Source organism: Sediminibacterium sp. C3, assembly GCF_000508085.1.
GTDB lineage: Bacteria > Bacteroidota > Bacteroidia > Chitinophagales > Chitinophagaceae > Sediminibacterium.
In genome coordinates, this window is the sequence record NZ_KI669560.1 from 843,613 (window position 1) to 865,117 (window position 21,505).

Annotated in this window: 19 protein-coding genes; 10 read left to right on the forward strand and 9 right to left on the reverse strand. The window is 39.2% G+C overall.

The features are described from left to right. Positions 1–14 precede the first annotated feature (14 nt). The 4 genes from F777_RS0103970 to radA form a co-directional block, all read right to left on the reverse strand. Positions 15–1,214, reverse strand: coding sequence for a DNA polymerase III subunit (locus tag F777_RS0103970; RefSeq protein WP_026750907.1), 1,200 nt, complete (start codon positions 1,212–1,214; stop codon positions 15–17). Between the two features lie 20 nt (positions 1,215–1,234). Continuing rightward, positions 1,235–1,768, reverse strand: a complete 534-nt coding sequence (locus tag F777_RS0103975; protein ID WP_037351714.1) for a glutathione peroxidase — start codon at positions 1,766–1,768, stop codon at positions 1,235–1,237. Between the two features lie 57 nt (positions 1,769–1,825). Further along, a complete protein-coding gene (locus F777_RS0103980; protein WP_152530854.1) occupies positions 1,826–2,527 on the reverse strand; it encodes a ComF family protein in 702 nt (233 codons plus the stop codon). A gap of 75 nt (positions 2,528–2,602) precedes the next feature. Beyond that, positions 2,603–3,976: a DNA repair protein RadA gene (gene radA / locus F777_RS0103985; protein ID WP_026750910.1), complete on the reverse strand. Its 1,374-nt coding sequence runs from the start codon at positions 3,974–3,976 to the stop codon at positions 2,603–2,605. A gap of 427 nt (positions 3,977–4,403) precedes the next feature. Here radA and F777_RS0103995 point away from each other — a divergent pair, with 427 nt between their 5' ends. After that, entirely contained in the window at positions 4,404–7,481 is a 3,078-nt protein-coding gene (locus F777_RS0103995) for a SusC/RagA family TonB-linked outer membrane protein (RefSeq protein ID WP_026750911.1), read from the forward strand. A 19-nt stretch (positions 7,482–7,500) separates the two neighbouring features. Then, a complete protein-coding gene (locus F777_RS0104000; RefSeq protein WP_201767565.1) occupies positions 7,501–8,892 on the forward strand; it encodes a RagB/SusD family nutrient uptake outer membrane protein in 1,392 nt (463 codons plus the stop codon). Between the two features lie 133 nt (positions 8,893–9,025). Here F777_RS0104000 and F777_RS0104005 read toward each other — a convergent pair whose 3' ends face one another. The 3 genes from F777_RS0104005 to F777_RS0104015 form a co-directional block, all read right to left on the reverse strand. Beyond that, positions 9,026–10,582 (reverse strand): Rne/Rng family ribonuclease, encoded by a 1,557-nt coding sequence (locus F777_RS0104005; RefSeq protein ID WP_026750913.1) that lies wholly within the window; start codon positions 10,580–10,582, stop codon positions 9,026–9,028. A 318-nt stretch (positions 10,583–10,900) separates the two neighbouring features. Continuing rightward, positions 10,901–11,761 (reverse strand): tetratricopeptide repeat protein, encoded by an 861-nt coding sequence (locus F777_RS15655; protein WP_051408418.1) that lies wholly within the window; start codon positions 11,759–11,761, stop codon positions 10,901–10,903. A 26-nt stretch (positions 11,762–11,787) separates the two neighbouring features. Continuing rightward, the gene (locus F777_RS0104015) at positions 11,788–12,072 is read right to left on the reverse strand and encodes an HU family DNA-binding protein (RefSeq protein WP_026750914.1); all 285 of its coding nucleotides are present in this window, start codon (positions 12,070–12,072) and stop codon (positions 11,788–11,790) included. Positions 12,073–12,235: 163 nt separating this feature from the next. On the opposite strand from F777_RS0104015, the gene mutY reads away from it, so the two are divergent. Genes mutY through F777_RS0104055 form a run of 8 tightly spaced genes read left to right on the forward strand, consistent with a single transcriptional unit; the run spans position 12,236 to position 19,118 of the window. Further along, the gene (gene mutY, locus F777_RS0104020; RefSeq protein ID WP_051408419.1) at positions 12,236–13,336 is read left to right on the forward strand and encodes an A/G-specific adenine glycosylase; all 1,101 of its coding nucleotides are present in this window, start codon (positions 12,236–12,238) and stop codon (positions 13,334–13,336) included. Between the two features lie 58 nt (positions 13,337–13,394). Beyond that, complete coding sequence (locus F777_RS15660; RefSeq protein ID WP_051408659.1) at positions 13,395–13,784, forward strand: single-stranded DNA-binding protein; 390 nt, start codon at positions 13,395–13,397, stop codon at positions 13,782–13,784. A gap of 46 nt (positions 13,785–13,830) precedes the next feature. Then, positions 13,831–15,174, forward strand: coding sequence for a gliding motility-associated protein GldE (gene gldE / locus F777_RS0104030; RefSeq protein WP_051408660.1), 1,344 nt, complete (start codon positions 13,831–13,833; stop codon positions 15,172–15,174). Beyond that, entirely contained in the window at positions 15,167–15,772 is a 606-nt protein-coding gene (locus F777_RS0104035; protein ID WP_037369121.1) for a gliding motility lipoprotein GldD, read from the forward strand. The genes gldE and F777_RS0104035 overlap by 8 nt, the downstream gene beginning before the upstream one ends. 19 nt (positions 15,773–15,791) lie before the next feature. After that, positions 15,792–16,385 carry a DUF3109 family protein gene (locus tag F777_RS0104040; protein ID WP_026750918.1) on the forward strand — a complete coding sequence of 198 codons (594 nt, stop codon included), beginning with the start codon at positions 15,792–15,794 and terminating at the stop codon, positions 16,383–16,385. Next, a complete protein-coding gene (locus F777_RS0104045; protein WP_026750919.1) occupies positions 16,378–17,754 on the forward strand; it encodes a LutB/LldF family L-lactate oxidation iron-sulfur protein in 1,377 nt (458 codons plus the stop codon). Before F777_RS0104040 ends, F777_RS0104045 begins: the two co-directional genes overlap by 8 nt. 3 nt (positions 17,755–17,757) lie before the next feature. Next, positions 17,758–18,477 (forward strand): DUF7033 domain-containing protein, encoded by a 720-nt coding sequence (locus F777_RS0104050; protein ID WP_026750920.1) that lies wholly within the window; start codon positions 17,758–17,760, stop codon positions 18,475–18,477. 50 nt (positions 18,478–18,527) lie between these two features. Further along, a complete protein-coding gene (locus F777_RS0104055; protein WP_026750921.1) occupies positions 18,528–19,118 on the forward strand; it encodes a polysaccharide deacetylase family protein in 591 nt (196 codons plus the stop codon). On the opposite strand, the gene F777_RS0104060 is transcribed toward F777_RS0104055, so the two are convergent. Both F777_RS0104060 and purH read right to left on the reverse strand, forming a co-directional pair. Then, positions 19,088–19,990, reverse strand: a complete 903-nt coding sequence (locus F777_RS0104060; RefSeq protein WP_051408420.1) for a DMT family transporter — start codon at positions 19,988–19,990, stop codon at positions 19,088–19,090. The two genes, F777_RS0104055 and F777_RS0104060, sit on opposite strands and share 31 nt — an antisense overlap. Further along, positions 19,990–21,483 carry a bifunctional phosphoribosylaminoimidazolecarboxamide formyltransferase/IMP cyclohydrolase gene (gene purH, locus F777_RS0104065; protein WP_026750923.1) on the reverse strand — a complete coding sequence of 498 codons (1,494 nt, stop codon included), beginning with the start codon at positions 21,481–21,483 and terminating at the stop codon, positions 19,990–19,992. Before purH ends, F777_RS0104060 begins: the two co-directional genes overlap by 1 nt. Positions 21,484–21,505: the final 22 nt, after the last annotated feature.

The following is a 21,505-nucleotide window of genomic DNA, read 5'->3' on the forward strand; positions in this document are numbered from 1 at the left end:
TCTTTAATTGATACCTATTTACTCAAAATTAGGGTTTTGTTCTGAATGATATGGTATAGTTTAATGGTCAGTGCCTGAAACAGCATTTTGGCGTGGGCATTGCGTTCTATGTAGTAAGCGGCCTTGTCCAGCTCCTCAATCATACATTCCTGCTGACTAACGGAAGCAATTTTATTCAGTCTTTTGGCAAAGTCTTTTTCCTCAGCTGCCACTTTAATCTGTTCCTCGCCCATTACGCGAATACGAATGCTTTGTTCCAGCAAGTGGTTGAAATAACGTAGAAATTGTTTTTGTTTTTCTCTTCCCAGTCTGCTGACTTCATCAATAAATTTCAGTTGAGCGGCCGGTCCGGTTTTCAGCATGGCATTCAACCATTCTCTTAACAAAGACTGCCAGTCTTCGTCGGCATGTTGTAATAAATGCAGGGCTTCCCTGTAGTTGCCCTCACAAATCCCTGTAATTTGTCTCGCTGTTTCTTCATTGGCTTTGGCACGTTCAGTCAAAGCTTTTTCAATATCTGCATCTTCCAATGCTGGAATACGAACCAATTGACACCTGCTTAAAATAGTAGGCAGAATCGATTCTTCATTTTCAGCAACCAGAATGAAAACGGTATTGGGCGGAGGCTCTTCAATCAACTTTAAAAGTTTGTTCCCCTCTTTGCCCAGGTATTCGGGCATCCAAAGCAATAAAACCTTGTATCTGCTTTCAAAACTTTTTAAACTCAGCTCCCTGATAATCTGGTTGCATTCTTCCGCTGTAATATTTCCCTGTTTGTTTTCGGCACCAATACTTTGCAACCAGTCGTAAACATTACCATAAGGCATGGTTTCAACAAAGCTTCTCCACTCTTCAATATAATCTGCGCTTACGGGCTTATCTCCAGATTTTCTGGGAATAACGGGATAAGTAAAATGCAAATCGGGGTGCACCAGTTTATCTGCTCTTACATAGGCAGGTTGGTTGGCTATTTGTTCGGGGGGAATAAAACCGCCTGAAGGTTCCAATGCCGTCATTCCACCAAAAAGATCTTCTACTACCGGGGCTTCGGCAGGAAGGCTTACAATATATTGCGCAAAAGCAAGGGCAAGTGGAAGTCCACCTGCCCCTTCTTTTGCCAGGAATAATAATGCGTGGCTAAGTCTGTTATGTTCAACCATTTCAGCCAAATGCTGCTTAATGGTATCCTGTCCTATTACATCTGAAAAAAGCATCTGTAAAAATAGCTGAAAAACTATTTTACATACTTTAAAATTTCTTCGCTGTCTGGTTTTACTTTGCTAGGATAATAAGCAATCATTTTTCCATTTTCATCCAGCAGGAATTTCCCAAAATTCCAGCCTACTTCTGCATCCAGTACACCATTCTCTGCTTTTGCAGTCAGCCATTTGTAGATGGGTGCCATATCGTTTCCTTTAACACTTACTTTGCTGGCCATTGGAAAGCTTACGCCAAAACGAGCTTTGCAAAAGTCCTGGATTTCACTATCTGAACCTGGCTCCTGACCTCCAAAATTATTGGCTGGAAATCCTACGATTACCAGTTTGTCTTTGTGGGCTTCATACACTTTTTGTAAAGCTTCATATTGAGGGGTGTAGCCACATTTGGAAGCCGTGTTTACTACTAGTATCTTTTTTCCTTTAAAGCTGGAAAAATCAATGGTTTTGCCATCAATCGACTTTACTTTAAAACTATGAATGCTGGGTCCGCCGGGTAGGGTAAATGCACTAAGCATAACAAAGCTGATGATTGAAAGAAAGTATTTCATGCGTTTTTATTTATATAACGAAACTAAGCAGAAAAAGTTGATGCAGTAAGGGGTAGTTTAAACGGTATAGGCTGCAGTTACGATACTGAGTTTTGTTCCGGCAACACTTAAAATGGCATTTCCGCAGGCTTCCAGGCTGGCACCTGTAGTAATTACATCATCAATTAACAAAATATGTTTGTTTTTAATAAATGCAGGGTCTACAGGCCAGAAAGCATTTTCCATATTTTTCCAGCGGCTGATACGGTTACCCTGGGTCTGGGTTTGGGTATACACTAGTCGTGATACTGCCTTTGTACAAATTGGTTTAGGCCATACTTCTTTAATTCCCTCACAAATCAGGGCTGCCTGGTTATATCCCCGTTGAAATTCTTTTTTGGGATGGAGCGGAAGGGGCATCAGTAAGTCAACCCCATTAAAACGATTCGTAGCTTTTAACTGACGGCCCAGACATCTGCCTAAAAATCTTCCTGCTTCTTTGTTCTGATGATATTTTAACTGAGCAATCAGGTGCTGGACCAGCCCAGACTTATAGAAATAAAAGCCGGCTCCGGCTGCAATAACCGGCAGTCTACCCTCAAAAATTTTGTCGATTGGATTCCCTGATTTATCTAAAAAATGGGTTTCTGGCAACACCTGCATACAAGATGCACAAATGAATTGATTGTCTTTTAAATAATCTGCTCCGCATCCGCAACAGATATGAGGAAAAAACAATTGTTGAAATGCGCTGATATAATATTGAATGGGCATTGACATGATGTCAATTTCTGCATTGCATAAAATATACAGGTGCGTAATTATCGTTTAAGAAAAAGTTTTTAAACGGTATGTTTAAAATAGTTGTTGATACACTTCATCCACTCTACTCAGTGCAATAATCTGAATCTGGAAAGCTTTTGCATCAAAACTTTTTTTATTGAATTTGGAGACAATTATTTTTTCAAAACCCAGTTTTTGAGCTTCTGCAATTCTTTGTTCAATTCTATTCACTGCTCTGATTTCACCATTCAATCCAACTTCACCGGCAAAGCAAATATTTTTTGGCAACGGGTTATCTTCATAAGAGGAAAGCAAAGCACAAATAACGGCAAGGTCAATGGATGGATCTTCAATTTTTATACCCCCTGCAATGTTTACAAAAACATCTTTAAGCCCAAATTGAAATCCACCTCGCTTCTCTAGTACAGCCAATAAAAGTTGTAATCTTCTCAAGTCAAAACCCGTAACCGTTCTTTGTGGTGTTCCATAAACACTGGGTGTAACCAATGCCTGTACTTCAATTAATAACGGTCGCATTCCCTCCAGGGCAGCGGCGATTCCACTCCCACTTAAAACTTCTTCTCTTTGTGCAATTAATATTTCGGAGGGATTAGTTACGACGCGCATTCCGGTTCCGCTCATTTCGTAGATACCCAGCTCAGATGTAGACCCAAAGCGGTTTTTAAGCGTTCTGAGTATTCTGTAAGCATAGTGTCTGTCTCCTTCAAATTGTAACACTGTATCCACCATATGTTCCAAAATTTTTGGTCCAGCAATGGATCCATCTTTGGTAATATGTCCAATAAGGAAAACAGGCGTGTTGGTTTCTTTAGCAAAGCGCTGAAAAGCAGCAGCGCATTCTCTTATTTGTGAAACAGTTCCTGCAGCTGAATCTATTAAATTGGATTGCAAGGTTTGAATTGAATCAACAATAACCAGCTCAGGTCGTAGCTTTTTTATTTCTTTAAAAATGATATTAGTATCTGTTTCTGTTAACAGATAAAAATTTTCGTTACTGATGTTCAGGCGATCAGAACGCATTTTTATTTGCTGTTCACTTTCTTCCCCACTTATATATAGTACGCGTATATTTTTTAGTTGTAATCCGTTTTGTAAAAACAAAGTGCTTTTACCAATTCCCGGTTCCCCTGCAACCAGTACCAGACTACCGGCAACAATCCCCCCACCTAAGACCCGATTTAATTCTGCGTCTGTAGTTACCAATCTTTTTTCTTCTTTGTAAGTAATTTCATTTAGTGCTACAGACTTGCTTGTTCTTTTTTTATCTGAGTAATCTTCCCAGGTAGTTTTATCTTTTGCATCTCCACTTTGAATAACTTCTTCTGAAAATGTATTCCATTGATTACAAGAAGGACATTTTCCAATCCATTTTGTACTCTCGTATCCACAGTTGCTGCAAAAAAATGCGGTCTTAATCTTACTCATAACAGGTTTAAATAAGGGAATTTAAAGGGAGAACCATACAACGCAAAAGGGCCAACAAAACTGTTGACCCCTTTACTTACTAACCCATTAAATTCTACCACTAAATTACCAAAATAGGGCAAACTGCAAAATTAATTTTTGATGATGAAGGAGGTTTTCTCTCTTTTCAATTTTTTAAATAATTGATATACAATTTAAAATACATAAAATTATTTATATATTTTAAATAAAACTATATATAAGACTTTTGCTCGTAAGTTTTTAGAATTTAACCAAATCCGGCGTATTCGCATTTAAATAACCTGGTTTTAACCATTCATCCTTTTAACAAACCTTAAAAAACCTTTAACAAATCGTTTGCAAATGATTTTTTTGTTAACTTGGTGGCTAACTGGTGAACTCACCGGTGTAGAACCAAAAAATAAATATGAGAAAAAAACTGCTAGTAGGGCTTTTTGCTCTCTTCTGTGTTGTGGTAGCTCATGCTCAAACAACCGTGTCAGGTAAAGTTACTGACGCCGCTAACGGGGCTCCGCTGGGTGGTGTTACAGTAAAAGCAAAAGGTACCGCTGTAACCGCCTTAACAGGCGCGGATGGTGCGTACAGTATTAAAGTAACTTCCAGCGTAAAAACCCTGGTGTTTTCTTATGTAGGATATTCTGAAGTGGAAGCTCCTGTAAGAGGTACCAATGTGGATGTTGCCTTAAATTCTTCTGTTTCTAATTTGAGTGAAGTAATCGTTACCGGTTTCGGTGGTGCTCAAATTAAAAGAGAAGTAACAGGTAATATTGCCCGCGTAAAAGGAAAAGATATTGAATACATGCCCACACCCAGTGTGGATGCGGCTTTACAAGGTAAGGCAGCAGGTGTATTTGTAAACAGCCAGTCTGGTAAATTGGGACAGGCGGTTACCGTTCGTGTTAGAGGAAACTCTTCCATTAGTGCGAGCAGCCAGCCTTTGTATGTATTGGATGGAATTCCAATGACTTCCAATAGCCAAAGTTCTTATGGTGGTGCAACCAACCCATTGGTGGATCTTAACCCCAACGATATTGAATCTATTGAGGTATTGAAAGATGCTTCTGCAGGTGCCATTTTTGGTTCCCGTGCGGCAAACGGAGTTGTCTTAATTACAACCAAGAGAGGTCGTGCAGGTAAAACACAGGTTACTTTCAACTATCAGACTGGTGCTGCTGAAGCAACCAAGCGTTTGAAAATGTTGAATTCTGAAGAATATGCTACACTTATTTTAGAAGGTGCTAAATATCGTGATGATCTGGATGGTACTCCATTGAATGATCCGGATAGCTGGACTACCTATGTTAAAGATGGTGTAATGGATTATTACAGTTATGGCAACTGGTCAAAAGATCCAAAGAAATCTTATGACTGGCAGGATGCTGTTTTCCAGAAAGCTCCTTACAGACAAGCTGATTTACAAATCAGAGGTGGTACAGATAAAACCAAGTTTTTCTCTTCTTTCCAGCATTTAGAGCAAACTGGTACCATGATTGGTAACGAATTAAAGAGAACTACCGGTCGTTTAAGCATTGACCAGAAAGTTAACGATTGGATGGATATGGGGGTTTCTTTAAGCCTTTCCAGAACCTATAACAGACGTTTACCTGATGATAACGCCTTCTCCAATCCTTTACAGGCAATCGCATTAATGCCAATGACTCCATTCACCGATCCGAATACTGGTTTACCTGCTGGTGCACCTCCCGGAGACGTGAATATTCCTTTGTATTATAACCCGGTATTGTCTGTGAACTATGCTAAATATACTCAAGACGTTTACAGAACTTTTGGTAATGCTTATATTAAAGCTTATTTGGCTAAAGGTTTAACCTTCCAGACTGAATTTGGTATGGACTACTTAAGTCAGAACGAAGAAGGTTATTTCCAAACGCAAACTGTTAGAAACCAAACCAGAGCGTCCAGAGGTTTGGGTACCAACAGAGGTGCATTTGTAACCAACTACAATACACAGTCTTACTTTAATTACAGCACTGTTGTAAATAAGCATAATATCAGTGCAACATTGGGTACTCAGTATCAGCAGTCTCAGGCGAAATACAACTTTACAGAAGGTACTGCATTCCCTTCCGATTCTTATCAGAAGATTGCCAGTGCGGCAACTATCTCAAGTGGTAGTTCTTCTCAGACTGATTTCCGCTTCCTTTCTTATTTCTTAAGAACCAATTACACTTTTGACGAGAAGTATATTGTGGCAGCGAGTGCTCGTATTGACCAGTCTTCCAGATTCGGTAAGAATTCCAGATCCGGTTTCTTCCCTGCAATTTCTGCGGGCTGGATCATGAGTAACGAAAAGTTCCTACAGGATAATAAGTTCATCAGCTTCCTGAAAATGCGTGCAAGCTACGGTATCGTAGGTAACGCTGAAATCGGAAACTTCCCTCAGTTAGGTTTGTTCTCCGGAGATGCGGGTTATGCAGGTGCTGCAGGTCAGCGTCCTTCTCAGTTGAGAAACGACAACCTGAAGTGGGAAACTACCAAGCAATTTGATATCGGTTTCGACTTCGGTTTCTTGAACAACCGTATCACTGGTGAAATTGACTACTATGTAAAAAATACGGAAGGTTTATTATTGAACGTAAATATTCCTGCAACTACTGGTTTCAACAGCCAGGTTAGAAACGTGGGTAAATTGCAGAACAAAGGTTTTGAATTTGTATTGAATACACAGAACCTTGTTGGTGCATTTAAATGGAATACCAGCTTTAATATTGCTCGTAACATAGGTAAGGTAACCGATATCGCTGGTCAAATTATTGAAGGCGGTATCAGCAGCATGAACCGTGTTCAGGAAGGATATGCAGTGGGTGTATTCTACACTCCTCAATATGCGGGTGTTGATCCTGCAAACGGTAATGCTTTATTCTACTTGAATACTAAAAATCCTGATGGATCTCTTAATAAGGGTACTACCAGCAACTACAACTTAGCACAAAGAATTGTTGCAGGTGATCCAAACCCGGATTATATCTTAGGTATCACTAACAGTTTCTCTTACAAAGGATTCGATGCATCTATTTTCTTTAACGGTGTATTGGGTAATGAGAACAATATCTATGGTATGGGTAGATACTCTTCTGCTAGTATGTTATACGAAGACAACAATACTGCAGATCAGCTAAGAAGATGGCAGAAGCCTGGTGATATCACTGATATTCCTCAGGTGCGTTTGTACAGAGTGAACGGATCTCAGGCAAGTAGCCGTTACATTGTAGATGGTTCTTATATCCGTTTGAGAACAGTTTCTTTGGGTTATACTTTCAATGCAAAGCAATTGTCTAAATTCAAGATCGAGCGTTTAAGAGTGTATGTATCAGCACAGAACTTGTTAACCTTTACCAACTATACTTACTGGGATCCAGAAGTTAATGCGGACTCTTTCGATTCAAATATTGCTAAAGGAAACGATTTCTATACATCACCACAGCCAAGAACTATTTTGTTTGGTGTGAACGTAGGTTTTTAATTAATTAATAATAACTATTATGAAAATATTAATCAACAACATGAGTAATTACTTTAAAGCAGCTTTGCTTTTAGGTACCATTACACTGGTAGGTTGCGAAAAAAGATTGGACATTGCACCAACAGCTAGTATAGCAGATAACCTTGCATTAAATACCGAAGGAGATGTTTTGGTAACCTTGGTAGGTGCATATGACGGAGCACAAAGTGCTGCAGCTTACGGCGGTGATATCATGGTTTTAAATGATGTAATCGGCAACTCAACCAATATTAACTTTACCGGTACATTTGCTGGTCTATCTGATGCATATCAGACCCAAATGGTATCTGATAACAACTTTGCTCGTGATACATGGGCAGCTTGTTATAACACCATTAACCGTTGTAATAACGTGTTGACAGCTGTTGCTAAAGTAACATCTTCAACTGCCAAGAAAAATTCGGTAGAAGGGGAAGCTTTGATGTTAAGAGCATCTATGTACTTTGAATTGGTAAGACTGTTTGCGAAGTTTGTCGGTGACGGAGATTACGCAACTAACCCTGGTGTGCCTTTGGTTTTAACTCCAACTGGTAACGTAACGGATGCAAACTATCCTGCTAGAGCTACCGTAAAAGCGGTGTATGATCAGGTTATAGCAGACTTAACCAAGGCTGAAACCTTGTTGCCTAGTTCAAACGGAAACTACGTGAGCAAATGGGCAGCTGCTGCTCAATTGAGCCGTGTTTACCTAATGGTTAAAGATTATGCCAATGCAAGAGATGCTGCCAACCGTGTTATTACCGGTAGTGGCAAGTCTTTAGCGGCTAATTTTGGAAGCAACTGGTTTACTTTCATTAACAATGCTGGAGCTACTCCCGGAGAATACCTATTCTCTTTAAAAGTAACTGCTCAGGATGGTACCAATTCTCAAAATACCTATTTCGGTAGAGCTATCGGAAGTATTCCTGGTACTGCTGGAAGAAGCGATTGTAAAATCAGATTAAACCATATCAACGAGTATGAGAATGGTGATTTCAGAAAAGGATACTTTACTTTAAGTGGTGGTAACTATTATACCAATAAGCATTTGGATCGTTTTGGTGATGTTGCCATTATCCGTTTAGCTGAAATGTTCCTGACTCGTGCAGAGTGTAATCAGCGTCTGAATACTACCGTAGGTGCGACTCCTTTAGCTGATATCAATAGAATCAGAGCTAGAGTAGGTTTAGGTTCATTAGCCAGTGTTACATTGGCTGATATTACCAAGGAGCGTTCTTTAGAATTGGCTTTTGAAGGTCATTACTTAATTGAAGCTAAGCGTTTACAAACTGCGGTTGGTACTTTGGCTTGGAATGATCCTAAGTTGGTTTTACCAATTCCAAGAAGAGAAACCGACGTAAACAAGAATCTTGTTCAGAACGCAGGATACTAATATTGAAATTGTTTGCTTGCATAATAAACCCCGGTTCAGTTTACTGACCGGGGTTTTGTTTTATAAGATTAGAAGTTTATTCTAAAATGAATCTTTTGCACGGCATTGCATTATTAAAATGCTGCTTACTCAATTAAAGTTTTATTTCTTCTTCGTGCTCGTTAAAGAAACGGAATTCAACAATATGGTAATTGTTGTTGGCCTTTATCTTAATTTTTGTTTTAAACTTCTTATTCCATTTTCTGATGATGGAACTGAAGAAAAGTCCTTTTGTTAAGTGCGAATACACAATTGGATTTACAACAAGTGTAAGGTTGTTATGCGCATGAGAAGTTAAATAAGACAAGCGTTTTTCAATTTCATCTTCCAGTAGAAGGCTAGAGGTTATTTTGCCGGAACCCTTACAAACAGGGCAGTTTTCAGATGTATTGATATTTACTTCCGGACGCATACGCTGACGCGTAATCTGCATCAAACCGAATTTTGATATGGGAAGAACAGAATGTTTGGCACGGTCTGTTTTCATGAATTCTTCCATTGCCTCCTGTAATTTTTTCTTATTGTCAGGAAGTTTCATGTCAATAAAATCAACTACAATAATACCGCCAATATCTCTTAATCTTAATTGTCTGGCAATTTCTTCTGCAGCCTCCATATTGGTTTGAAGGGCATTCTCTTCCTGATTATTGCTTACACTCTTATATCCGCTGTTCACGTCTATTACGTGAAGTGCTTCTGTATGTTCAATAATTAAATAGGCACCACTGGGCAGATTAACAGTTTTGCCAAAAGAACTTTTTACCTGTTTAGTAATGCCGTAATGGTCAAAAATAGGAAGGCCATTCCCTTGGTACAAACTAACAATATACTGTTTATCCGGAGCAATACGCTGAATATAAGACTGTGTGTCAGCAAAAATGGTTTGATCATTTACGACCACTTTATTGAAATCGGCATTTAAAAGGTCGCGCAGAATACTGGTGGTTTTCGTTTCCTCACTTAAGATTCTCACAGGAGCAACGGCTCCTTTCAGTTTTTTCTGAATACTATTCCAATTCTCAATGATGCCTAAAAGGTCCTGATGCAGTTCTGCGGTACTTTTCCCTTCCGCAGCAGTTCTCACTATTATCCCGAAATTTTTAGGTCTTATGGCTTCCACTATTTTATGTAGACGCTTGCGTTCTTCTCCGGAATGAATTTTTTTAGAAACCGCAACGATTTCATTGAAAGGAGTTACTACTACAAATCTCCCAGGAAGGGAAATCTCACAACTTAATCTGGGTCCTTTTGCAGCGATAGGTTCTTTCAGAATTTGCACCAATACATTGGGTTTCCCATTTAGTACTTCGTTGATTTTTCCTGTCTTTATTATTTCAGGCTCTGTCTGAAATTTGGAGAAATCAAAACCATTTGGCTCTTTGTCATGAATCGCCATTTGGGTATACTTGATGATAGATCTGGCGTATGGGCTTAAATCGGTATAATGAAGAAATGCGTCTTTTTCGTATCCAACATCTATAAAGGCAGCATTTAATCCAGGGATTAGTTTTTTAACCTTACCCAGGTAAAGATCTCCCACAGCAAAGTTCATATCCGCACTTTCGCTATGAAGCTCCACCAGCTTTTTATCTTCCAATAAAGCTATTTCCACGCCGGTTGGACCAGCGTTTATAATTAATTCTTTGTTCACAGATTTGCAACTTTAAAATACAAAGACAGGAACCTAATTGCAGGACCTGACATCTACTTAAACTATTTATTGCTGCTGAATAAGGAGGAGGAGTAAAGTTGCAGAAATTCTGGAGGCAACAGCAAACAGTAGATAAGTATCAAAAGCATTGCACGGTAGTGCAATGCTTTTTAATATTTTCAAGAGAAGAACTAACTATTTCTTCTTCTTATGACGATTCTTTCTTAGACGTTTTTTTCTTTTGTGCGTCGCAATTTTATGACGCTTTCTTTTCTTACCACAAGGCATACAAAGAGATTTAAATAGTTAAACAATAAATTATTTTTTCAATTCCATGATTCGGTTACTGAGTTCTTCCTTTGCCTGAGGTATCTTAACCAGTTCCTTTGCTTTTTCATAAAAAACAATGGCGTTGGCTTTGTCTCCTTTAAGGTCGTAACACTCAGCTATATGAAATATAGCTTCAATGTTTTCGGGTTCCTTTTTCACTATTAGTAAAAATCGCTCAATCGCTTTGTCGTATTGTCCGCTTTTCTTACCACCCAGTGCAAGCATCATTTGCCCATAAGTATTATCCGGATTTCTGTCTACCACTTTCTTAATCAGTGTAATTCCTTCCATAGGGTTGGTACTGATATTTCCGAAAAGGTAGCAGGCACCCAGTCCAATACTGCTTGAATCATTTGCAGGATTGATTTTAAGGGCATTTTCTAAAAGAACTTTCGCATTGCTCGCCAACCAGTTCTGCATGGCTGGATCACCAGACATCATTAACCGGTCTAAAAACAAGCGGGCGGCAAAGGTGAGGCTTTTTTCAGAATTTTCCAACTTCGCAGCCTCAGAAGTATAATATGCATATAAATCGAACTTTCTGGCTGAATCAAGCCAAAAACGGGCTATTTCATGATAAGCATGTATTTGCTGGTCTTTTACGTCCCCTCTGGTAACAGAATTTTCCAAGGCAGTCAATCGTTGGGACTGAGATGGGGTAATAGTTTCCTTAGCAGCTGTTAAAAGGGTATTGATGTCTATTTTCTGGGGGGAGTCAGCTGAATGATCGTGTCCGTCATCTTCAGAATGGGTAACTGCTGACTTGTCTGGAACGGTTTTACCGCCAAAATACAAAGCAAAACAAAGTAATAGTGCAAGGGCAGAAAGAACGTATTGTTGTTTTTTCACGGAAAGTTCAGTTTCTGCAAAGGTAACTACTTACGTTTGCTTTTCACCTCACTTACAAATTCTTTGGCAGGCTTAAAGGCGGGAATAAAATGTTCAGGAATTTCAACTGCAACATTTTTTTTAATGTTACGTCCAATTTTGGCCGCTCTTTTTTTGGTAATAAAGCTTCCAAAGCCGCGTATATAAATGTTTTGGCCTTGAGAAAGACTCTCTTTTACCTCCTTGAACATTGTCTCCAGTGTAACCAAAACATCTACTTTTGGTATGCCTGTTTTTTCAGAAATGTTGTTGATGAGATCTGATTTTCTCATTATTAATTGTTTTTTTAATAGGTATTTGAATTAAAGTAACTAAAAAAAGCTGAATTACCCAAAAAAACGGGAATTGTTTTTCAAGACAGTATCAAATCATTCAATCAGTTACAGTTGTAAATTTGATTATATATTAAGTATTTCCTTCCTGAAACAACTCTTTATGAGGAATAAAACCAAGACAAAAGTGGATGCAAAGCAGTTTTTTACTCAACAACTGATGAGTTGGAATCAGGATAACAACCAGCGAAATATGCCCTGGAAGGGGGAAAAGGATCCCTATAAAATCTGGTTGAGTGAGGTAATATTGCAACAAACGAGGGTATCTCAAGGATTAGAGTACTATAATCGTTTTGTAGCAGCTTTTCCAACTATTGTTGAACTGGCTAATGCTGCTGACGAAAAAGTACTTAAAATGTGGGAAGGGTTAGGTTATTATAGCCGCTGCCGGAACCTTATTAATACGGCCCGCTATATCAGTTTTGAACTGGGAGGGGTATTTCCAAAAGAGTACCATCAGATCATACAATTAAAGGGTGTTGGTCCCTATACTGCGGCGGCAATTGCTTCATTTGCCTATAATCAACCCTATGCGGTATTGGATGGGAATGTTTTTCGGGTCATATCCCGATATGCCGGAATTGAAACGCCTATAGACTCAACTGCGGGAAAAAAAGAATTCAAAGCATTTGCTCAGTCGTTCCTGGATACTGAAAAACCAGGACTATATAATCAGGCAATTATGGACTTTGGAGCAACGGTATGTAAGCCTGCTGCCCCTGCCTGTGGCACCTGTTTACTATCCAGGCAATGTGCTGCTTTTCAGAATGGTCAGGTTAATCAGTTGCCTGTAAAGTCTAAAACAATCAAAAGAAAGAAAAGGTGCTTCTCCTACTTTATTTTTCATTGCAAGGGATACCTGGCAATACGACAAAGAAGACAAAAGGACATCTGGCAGGGTTTAAATGAATTTTATCTGTTTGAAACTGAAAAATCAGTCCAATGGACAACAGCGCAAGTGAAGGAATGGCTGGAACAGCAACTGGCAATTGTATCTGCAAAGGTAAAATCCATCTCAGAAGTTCAGGTTCAGCAATTAACCCACCAGCAGGTTACTGCGCAGTTTATCCATATTGATTTACCCTCAGTTCCTATTTCATTGAAAGGCATGGATTGGATTCGGGAAAAAGAAATTGGAGCATTTGCCTTTCCCAGAATTATCAATGCTTATCTGGAAGGAATTCCTAATAAAAAAGACCGTTGATGGTAAATAAATAAAAAATGGGTATTTTTAAGAAGCAAATTACCTAAATCAAATGCATATGCGCGGAGTTAACAAGGTTATGCTAATTGGCAATCTCGGGAAAGACCCGGATATACAACAGTTGGAAGGAAATATTGGTGTAGCTAAGTTTCCCTTGGCCACCACCGAAACATATAAGGACAGAACCGGTAAATTGGTCTCTCAAACCGAGTGGCATACAGTGGTATTATGGAGAGGGTTAGCTGATCTTGCAGAAAAATATCTACACAAAGGCAGCTTGATTTATATTGAAGGAAGATTAAGAACACGAAGTTGGGAAGATAAAGAGGGTAACAAAAAATTTGCAACAGAAGTAGTAGCAGATAATTTAATAATGCTGGATAAAAAAATGGATGGAACGGCTGGTCCTGGCACAGGTGAACCTGATTATGAATCTCTTCCCTTTTAATTGTAGCAGAAATGATATTTTTGCTTTTTAACCAAAATCCGTGACCTTGGATTATCACCCTGCAGTTGAATTATTATATACCCCCTATTTGTTAAGCGCTGTGCAAACACAAGGCACTACTGTAATGGTAATGGTGTTATTGCTGTTGTTTTTTCTGTCTTTTGTTTTGTCAGGAGCTGAAGTAGCATTTTTCTCTTTAACGCATAAAGACATTAATCTGCTTCGTTCTAAACAGATGCCACCTTATCAGCGGATTGTTGATTTGCTGGAAGAACCTAAGACTTTTCTTGCTTCGCTGTTAATTGCAAACAGTTTTGTCAATATCACCATCATCATTGTATCTAATCTGTTGATTGATAATCTATTCAATTTTGAGCAATATGGTGCGGCATGGGTAGAGTTTATTATAAAAGTGTTGGCGGTTTCATTTTTACTTGTATTGTTTGGTGAAGTAATGCCCAAAGTGCTGGCAACGCAAAACAATATTCGGTTTGCCAAGGATTTTGGCGGAATTGTACAGGCCATGACCTATTTGTGCGGTGGACTGGGCAAGAAATTGGTGAAGTATTCTGATAAATTTGAAAAAGCCCTGAGTAATAAGAATGGAAATGCATATAGTCTGGAAGAACTGGATCATGCAATTGATATTACTACCGATAATACTGCTTCAGAAAATGAAAAGAATATTTTAAAAGGGATTGTAAAGTTTGGGAACATCACTGTAAAGCAAGTGATGAAGACCAGGGTGGATGTACACGGGGTAGATGAAGAAATTGACTTTCAGGCTTTACTTTCTCTTGTGAAAGAGTTGAATTATAGCAGACTACCTGTGTACAAGGAGGGGCTTGATCATATTACAGGAATGATTCACACCAAGGATTTGTTGCCTTATCTGGATCAGCCAGCCAATTTTAACTGGAAGCAATTGTTACGCCCTCCCTTTTTTGTGCATGAGCAAAAAATGATTGAAGATCTGTTGAAAGAGTTTCAGCTGAAAAGAATACACTTTGCAGTGGTGGTGGATGAGTTTGGAGGTACTAGCGGGATTATTACGCTGGAAGATATTCTGGAAGAAGTGATTGGTGAAATTAAGGATGAATTTGATGAAGAAGACTCCGGGTATAAAAAACTGGACGACAACAACTATATTTTTGAGGGCAAACTCATGATTAATGATGTTTGTAAAATCATGAATATAGCCCTGAATACTTTCGATGAATTAAGAGGGGAGAGTGATTCCCTGGCGGGCCTTGTTCTTGAAATAGCTGGAGAAATTCCACAGGTGAATCAGGTAATTCCAACCGATGAATTTGAATTTACAGTACTGGAAGTAGCAAAAAACCGGATTGTAAAAGTGAAACTGACCATTAAAGAACGCGGTGATGAATAAATGGATATTGGGGTTGTTAATATTTGCCTGCATTGTTTTTTATGCCTGTAATAGTTCGTTTACACCTAAGCAGACTGGCTATTTTAAAATAGATTTTCCAGAGAAAAAGTACCAGTTGTTCAACGAAGCAGGGTATCCGTACAGCTTTGAATATCCTGTTTACGCAAATATTAGCAAAGACAGTACCTATTTTAATGAAACTACTGAAAACCCTTGGTGGATCAATATAGACTTTCCGCAGTTCAGTGGTAGAATTTATATCAGTTACAAACAGATTGGAGAGAAGAATAAGTTTGATACTTTAATTAAACATGCGTTTACTTTAACGGGCAAACATTCTTCCAAAGCCTATTCCATAGAAGACAGCCTGTTTAATAATCCGTACAATGTGGAAGGTGTATTTTTCAGAGTTGGTGGGAATGTAGCCACCGCCAATCAGTTTTTTCTTACAGATTCAACCCGCCACTTTTTAAGAGGGGCATTGTATTTTGATGCTACGCCAAACGAAGACTCATTGGGCATTGTAAATAAGTTTTTGATTGAAGACGTGAAACACATTATTAATACATTTACCTGGCGAAAGCAAACAAAGCAGTAATACGCAAACAATACTAATAATGATAGCAATTGATAATATTCTGATTAGTGACGAAGTGGTTGAAGAACATTTTGTTTGCGATTTAAGCAAATGCAAGGGAGGATGTTGTGAAGATGGAGATGCCGGTGCTCCAATGGAAAAATGGGAGCTGGAAAAACTGGATCAATACTTTGATGTAATTGCGCCCTATTTGAATGAAGCAGGAATGGAAGAGATTAAGCGGGTGGGCAAATACACGTATGACAAAGAGTTTGGCTGGGTAACACCCACTATCAACGGTGGTATTTGTGCGTACGGAAAAAAAGATGCAAGTGGTACTATTATATGTGGAATTGAACAAGCATATAACGATGGCAAACTAGACTGGAAAAAACCACTGAGTTGTCACCTTTTCCCTATTCTGATTAGAAAGAGCAAGAAGGATCCGGACGTTGAATATGTAAATTATCACCCCCGGGAAGACTTGTGCAAGCCAGGCTGTAAGCTGGGTAAGCAATTGAAGGTTCCGGTTTATGCTTTTCTGAAAGAAGCGTTGATTAGAAAATATGGCCCTGAATTTTATGAAGCATTGGAAGCAACCGCCAATGAATTAAAAAAACGAAACGATGAGTAATACAGCAGCCAGTTTTATTGCCAAAAGCACCATCAAAGCTGCGGATCTGGAACATCGCAGAAAAATCAATTTCAATATTGGGAAGTACAACGCGGTAGTTCCTATTGGAAAAAAACAGTTTACCAATGTAATGGAAGCCAGGGAAATGGCGAAAATTAAAAAGTGGGATGCAATAGAACACCTTGATCAATATCTTGAAATGTTCGAGCAAAAGATAACTGAAAGAGGGGCAAAAGTATTGTGGGCAGAGACGGCAGAAGAAGCATTAAAGCAAATTGGAAAAATCTGTAAAGAGAAGCAGTGTAAAACATTGGTGAAGAGCAAGAGCATGGTTACAGAAGAAATTCATCTGAATGATTTTCTGGAAAAAAATGGAATTGAAAGTGTAGAGACAGATCTGGGAGAATATATACAGCAACTGGACGGAGAACCTCCTTATCATATTGTAACACCTGCCATGCATAAGAGTAAGGAAGATGTTGCACGTCTCTTTGCAGATAAGCTGGGCGTACCTGGCGGATTGAGTCCGGAGGAATTAACACAGGTAGCCAGACAAAAGCTGAGAGAGAAATATATTGCTGCTGAAGTAGGTGTAACAGGAGCCAATTTTATTTTGCCTGATATTGGAGGTATAGCTTTAACAGAAAATGAAGGGAATGGCAGACTAAGTTGTGCCTGGCCTAAAACGCATATTGTGGTGGTTGGAATAGAAAAAGTTATACCATCTGTTCAGGATCTCTCTTTGTTCTGGCCTTTGCTTTCCACTTTCGGAACCGGACAAAGGGTTACCGTATATAATACCATTATTACTGGCCCCAGGCAAGCCAATGAATCAGATGGTCCTAAAGAAATGATTGTTATTTTACTGGATAATGGAAGAACCAATTTACTGGCCAGCAAATCGGCAAGGGAGGCATTGTATTGCATTCGTTGCGGAGCTTGTTTAAATGCCTGTCCGGTATATAAGAATATTGGTGGACATGCATATGAAACAACTTACAGTGGCCCTATTGGTAAAGTGATTACGCCTTATTTAAAAGGCCTGGACGAATACAAGCATTTAAGTTATGCCTCTTCTCTATGTGGTAACTGTACAGAAGTTTGTCCTGTTCAAATTAACCTGCATGAATTATTACTGGACAACCGTCACGAAGCAGTGGTGCAGGGGAATAGCAGCCTGGCTGAACGCATAGCCTGGAAAGCCTGGAAAACTGCCAGTTTAAACAGGGTTATGATGAATGCAGGAAATGGGAAAATGAAAAACTGGATCGTCAATAAAATTTTTAAAGGCTGGACAGCCCATCGTGCAGATCTGGATTTCAGTCCCAAGACTTTCAATGAAATGTGGAAGGAGTCTAATCAATCCTAGTATATGGGAGAATTGGGTACAGATATTATTGTGTATTCCCCAATAGCAAGTGCCCGACTGGATTATATTGTAAAATTACTGTTTCAGTCAAGGGCTATTGTAACGAATGAAATTGCAGTATTTGAATCCTATTCCGGAAAAAAAATTAATTATTCCAACGAGTTTTTATCAGGAGTTGATGCTCAGGTTATACCTCATTCGCTTTTATTTGAGAAACAAATACAGGCACAAAGAATAATCCTAAGCAATTGGGAGGGTGTTCCGGTTTTTTTTGAAACAGCCGGAGGTACCATACTCTTTGATATTTTCGCAGCCTCTTTTTATTTAATTTCCCGCTACGAAGAATGGCTTCCACATGAAAATGACTACCTGGGCAGGTATGATTATCAACAATCCATTGCTTACCAACATGGTTTTTTAGACCAACCATTGGTGAATAGATGGATGGAGAAATGGACTTCGCAAAACAATCTGCCCTATACAAAACCGGCTAGCAGTTTCAAACCCAGCTATGATATAGATATTGCTTACAGTTATGCATATCATTCCGTAATAAGGAATATAGGCGGGTATTTCAAGGATTTACTGAACGCAAACTTTTCCGGAATTACAGAGAGGGTTCAGGTGCTGGCAGGTACTAGAAAAGATCCCTATGATGTGTACGACTGGCTGGATCAATTGCACAATCAATACCAGCTTGATCCGATTTATTTTTTCTGGTAGCATCCAAACGAGATAACATTCATAAAAATATTGCTCCGGATAATCAAGGAATGATTCAATTGATTCAAAGGATCGCGAGTAAATACAAAGTGGGGCTTCATCCATCTGTGCAGAAAGCATCTGTATCAGAACATTTTTTCACAAGTGACAAATTGGGAAATCTAGAGGATAATAACAAAAAGGATGGGTATGAAAAGATACTGCGAAATGAAAAAATGATTATTGAAAAGCTTAGTGCAAAGCGTGTAACAAAATCCCGACAGCACTATATTCAACTTAATTTTCCCACCACTTATGAAGCAATTTTGCAGATAGGTATTGCAGAAGACTATTCAATGGGATATTCAACTATATCGGGCTTCAGAGCCTCCTATACAGGAGCATTTAGCTGGTTTCATTTATTGAACAATGAAGAGACTGCTTTGAAAATTTTTCCATTCTGTTATATGGATGCTACGCAAATTTTTCATGAAAGAAATACACCTGAAGCAGCGAGTTCAAAAATGGAATATTACTACCAGCAATTCAAGCAATATGGTGGTTGCTTTATTCCCATCTTTCACAATCAGTTTTTAAGTGAGCAGAACAACTTTGCAGAGTGGCGAAGAATTTACGCTGATTTCTGTTTGCGCAGGCTTTGATTCACCAGGTATACGCCTATCAGGGTAATGCAGGAACCAATGATGATTTCCTTGGTTAAAGGTTCTTTGATTAAAAAGGATCCGATAACAATGGCAACAATTGGATTGACATAGGCGTACAATGCAGCTACAGAAGCTTCCAGGTGCTTCATGGTATATAAGAAAGCTACTACCGCAATTAAAGAACCCATCATAACCAGATAACCAATGGCATACCAGGTTTGAGCAGGGAAGGTGCTAAAGGAAACAAGATTACCTGTAACAGCTGCACCGGCAAAAAGAAATAGGGATGCAAAAATCATTTCCCATCCTATGGCATAATAAGGATTCAGGTTGATTTGTTTTCTGGAAATAATGATGGTCCCCACACTCCAGCTAAGCATGGCAATTACGGAAACCAGAATTCCAATCCAGTAATTGGGTCCCTGGTGATGAAAGGCGTTGTCGTAAAATACAATGGCAATGCCTGTTATGCCCAGCACAATTCCCAGAAAAGTAACCCAGCCAATCTTTCTGTTCTTAAAGAATATTTTTTCAATAACAACTACACTTAAAGGATACAAAGCTGCAATTAAAGCTGCCAGTCCACTGGATATAAATTTAACGCCCACTGTTGCGAGGCCGTTGGCAAATACAAATAGCAGAATCGACATCCCCGCTAACCAAAGCATTTGTTTGGGATTGGGAAGTTTTTCACCTTTTAATAAAAAAAATCCGGCAAAAAGCACACCCGCAATCAGTTGACGAGTTGCAGATACCTGTAATGCAGGGGCAGATTGAACTGCAAAACGGCTGGCTACCCAGCTAGTTCCCCATACAATACTGGTTACAGAAAGAGCGAAATATGCTTTTTGCTTGGTAGTCAAATCCATTAATGTTTAAAATGTCTGGTGCCGGTCATAACCATGGCTAGCCCGTTGGTTACACAATATTCAACACTGTCTTTGTCTCTTACAGAACCACCTGGCTGAATAAATGCTTCCATGCCAGCTGCGTGCGCAATCTGAACACAATCATTAAAAGGAAAGAATGCATCAGATGCAAGCACCGCATCTTTTAAATCGAAGTTAAATTGTCTGGCTTTTTCAATTGCCTGACGAAGCGAATCAATTCTGCTGGTCTGTCCACATCCTTTACCTACCAGCTGCTTATCTTTTACCAATGCAATGGCATTGCTTTTCAGATGTTTGCAAATAATATTGGCAAAAGCAAGATTTTCTTTTTCTGTTTCAGTACAAGCTCTAGCGCCCACTTCTTCCCATTTTTCAAAATTGCCTTCATCTGTATCCTGTATTAATGTTCCATTCAGAATACTTTTTTGCATGGAAGCGGTCTTGAAATCTTTTTTGTGTAGCTGTAAAAGGATTCTGTTTTTCTTGGTCTTTAAAATGGTCAAAGCTGCTGCTTCGTAAGATGGCGCAATTAACACTTCAAAGAATATTTCATTAATGGCTTCTGCAGTAGCTGCATCAATGGTTTGATTACAAACCAGCACACCTCCGAAAGCACTTTCCGGATCTCCCGCCAATGCTGCGTCCCATGCCGTTTTCACAGTGGCTCTTGCCGCAACACCACAAACATTGGTATGCTTGATGATAGCAAATACGGCTTCCTGATACTCACTGAAATCTGCAATGAGCTGAACTGCTGCATCTACATCCACTAAGTTGTTGTAAGAAAGTTCCTTCCCGTTAAGTTGTTCAAATACGCTGGATAAATCTCCCACGAATTTGGCATGCTGGTGTGGATTTTCTCCATAGCGAAGTACTTTCTCTGCACTCGGGTTGAAATAGTTGCTGATGGCAATATCGTAATGCATTACCACTTCAAAAGCTTTTGCCGCAAAAGCTCTTCTTTGTTCTATTGTGGTAGTGCCTTCCTGATCAATCAATAATTTTTCTAAATCTGCATAGCTGTCTTTTGCTGCAATAACGGTAACGTCTTTAAAATTCTTAGCTGCTGCTCTAATCATGGAAGGACCGCCAATATCAATTTTTTCAATAATCAGTTTTTCTTCACTGGTGCTGCGCAATGTTTCCTCAAAGGGATACAGGTCTACAATTACCAGATCAATCTCAGGAATTTTATATTCCTGCATTTCCTGCAAATCCTGTGCTTCATATCTTCTGCCTAAAATGCCTCCGAATACAACCGGATGAAGTGTTTTAACCCTGCCACCCAAAATAGACGGATAAGTAGTCAGGCTTTCAACAGGTACGCAGGCAATGCCCAGATTTTCCAGAAAAGTCTGGGTTCCTCCGGTAGAATAAATAGTAATTCCCAGCTTCTGAAGCTGACGGGCAATGGGTTCCAGGCCGTCCTTATAAAAGACGGAGATGAGCGCAGATTGAATTTTTTTTTGCATATGTTTTGCTTTCAGCCCTTGG

Excerpts from the sequence above, each read along its gene's own strand:
- F777_RS0103970 (WP_026750907.1), bottom strand. The coding sequence starts at position 1,214 with ATGCTTTTTTCAGATGTAATAGGACAGGATACCATTAAGCAGCATTTG.
- F777_RS0104035 (WP_037369121.1), top strand. The coding sequence starts at position 15,167 with ATGAATAAATGGATATTGGGGTTGTTAATATTTGCCTGCATTGTTTTT.
- F777_RS0104000 (WP_201767565.1), top strand. The coding sequence starts at position 7,501 with ATGAAAATATTAATCAACAACATGAGTAATTACTTTAAAGCAGCTTTG.
- F777_RS0104055 (WP_026750921.1), top strand. The coding sequence starts at position 18,528 with ATGATTCAATTGATTCAAAGGATCGCGAGTAAATACAAAGTGGGGCTT.
- F777_RS0104045 (WP_026750919.1), top strand. The coding sequence starts at position 16,378 with ATGAGTAATACAGCAGCCAGTTTTATTGCCAAAAGCACCATCAAAGCT.
- purH (WP_026750923.1), bottom strand. The coding sequence starts at position 21,483 with ATGCAAAAAAAAATTCAATCTGCGCTCATCTCCGTCTTTTATAAGGAC.
- F777_RS0103995 (WP_026750911.1), top strand. The coding sequence starts at position 4,404 with ATGAGAAAAAAACTGCTAGTAGGGCTTTTTGCTCTCTTCTGTGTTGTG.
- F777_RS0104060 (WP_051408420.1), bottom strand. The coding sequence starts at position 19,990 with ATGGATTTGACTACCAAGCAAAAAGCATATTTCGCTCTTTCTGTAACC.
- F777_RS15660 (WP_051408659.1), top strand. The coding sequence starts at position 13,395 with ATGCGCGGAGTTAACAAGGTTATGCTAATTGGCAATCTCGGGAAAGAC.
- F777_RS0104050 (WP_026750920.1), top strand. The coding sequence starts at position 17,758 with ATGGGAGAATTGGGTACAGATATTATTGTGTATTCCCCAATAGCAAGT.
- radA (WP_026750910.1), bottom strand. The coding sequence starts at position 3,976 with ATGAGTAAGATTAAGACCGCATTTTTTTGCAGCAACTGTGGATACGAG.
- F777_RS0103975 (WP_037351714.1), bottom strand. The coding sequence starts at position 1,768 with ATGAAATACTTTCTTTCAATCATCAGCTTTGTTATGCTTAGTGCATTT.
- F777_RS0104040 (WP_026750918.1), top strand. The coding sequence starts at position 15,792 with ATGATAGCAATTGATAATATTCTGATTAGTGACGAAGTGGTTGAAGAA.
- F777_RS0104015 (WP_026750914.1), bottom strand. The coding sequence starts at position 12,072 with ATGAGAAAATCAGATCTCATCAACAACATTTCTGAAAAAACAGGCATA.
- mutY (WP_051408419.1), top strand. The coding sequence starts at position 12,236 with ATGAGGAATAAAACCAAGACAAAAGTGGATGCAAAGCAGTTTTTTACT.
- F777_RS0103980 (WP_152530854.1), bottom strand. The coding sequence starts at position 2,527 with ATGTCAATGCCCATTCAATATTATATCAGCGCATTTCAACAATTGTTT.